Raw genomic sequence first — 327 nt, 5'->3', positions numbered from 1 at the left:
AACAACCGTGATTCCGGGAGTAGTGGCGAGCGAAACCGGATGAGGCCAAACCGTTGTGGTGTGAGACCCGGCAGGGGTTGCCACGACGGGGTTGTGGGAAGGTTCTTCAGTCGTCTGCCGGCGGCTGGGCGAGTCAGAAACCGTATGGGTAGTCGAAGGACATGCGAAAGGTCCGGCGTAGAGGGTAAGACCCCCGTAGACGAAATCTGTACGGCTCGCTTGAGCTTCTCCCAAGTAGCACGGGGCCCGAGAAATCCCGTGTGAATCTGGCGGGACCACCCGCTAAGCCTAAATATTCCCTGGTGACCGATAGCGGATAGTACCGTG

Annotated in this window: 1 rRNA gene; it reads left to right on the top strand. The window is 59.0% G+C overall.

The window, feature by feature from the left end:
* A 23S ribosomal RNA gene (locus IH44_RS0140210) occupies positions 1-327 on the top strand; the annotation flags it as partial.

Origin of the sequence: Kitasatospora sp. NRRL B-11411 (assembly GCF_000721345.1) — a bacterium.
Classification (GTDB): domain Bacteria; phylum Actinomycetota; class Actinomycetes; order Streptomycetales; family Streptomycetaceae; genus Kitasatospora; species Kitasatospora cineracea.
This window is presented reverse-complemented; position numbering and strand designations above follow the sequence as displayed.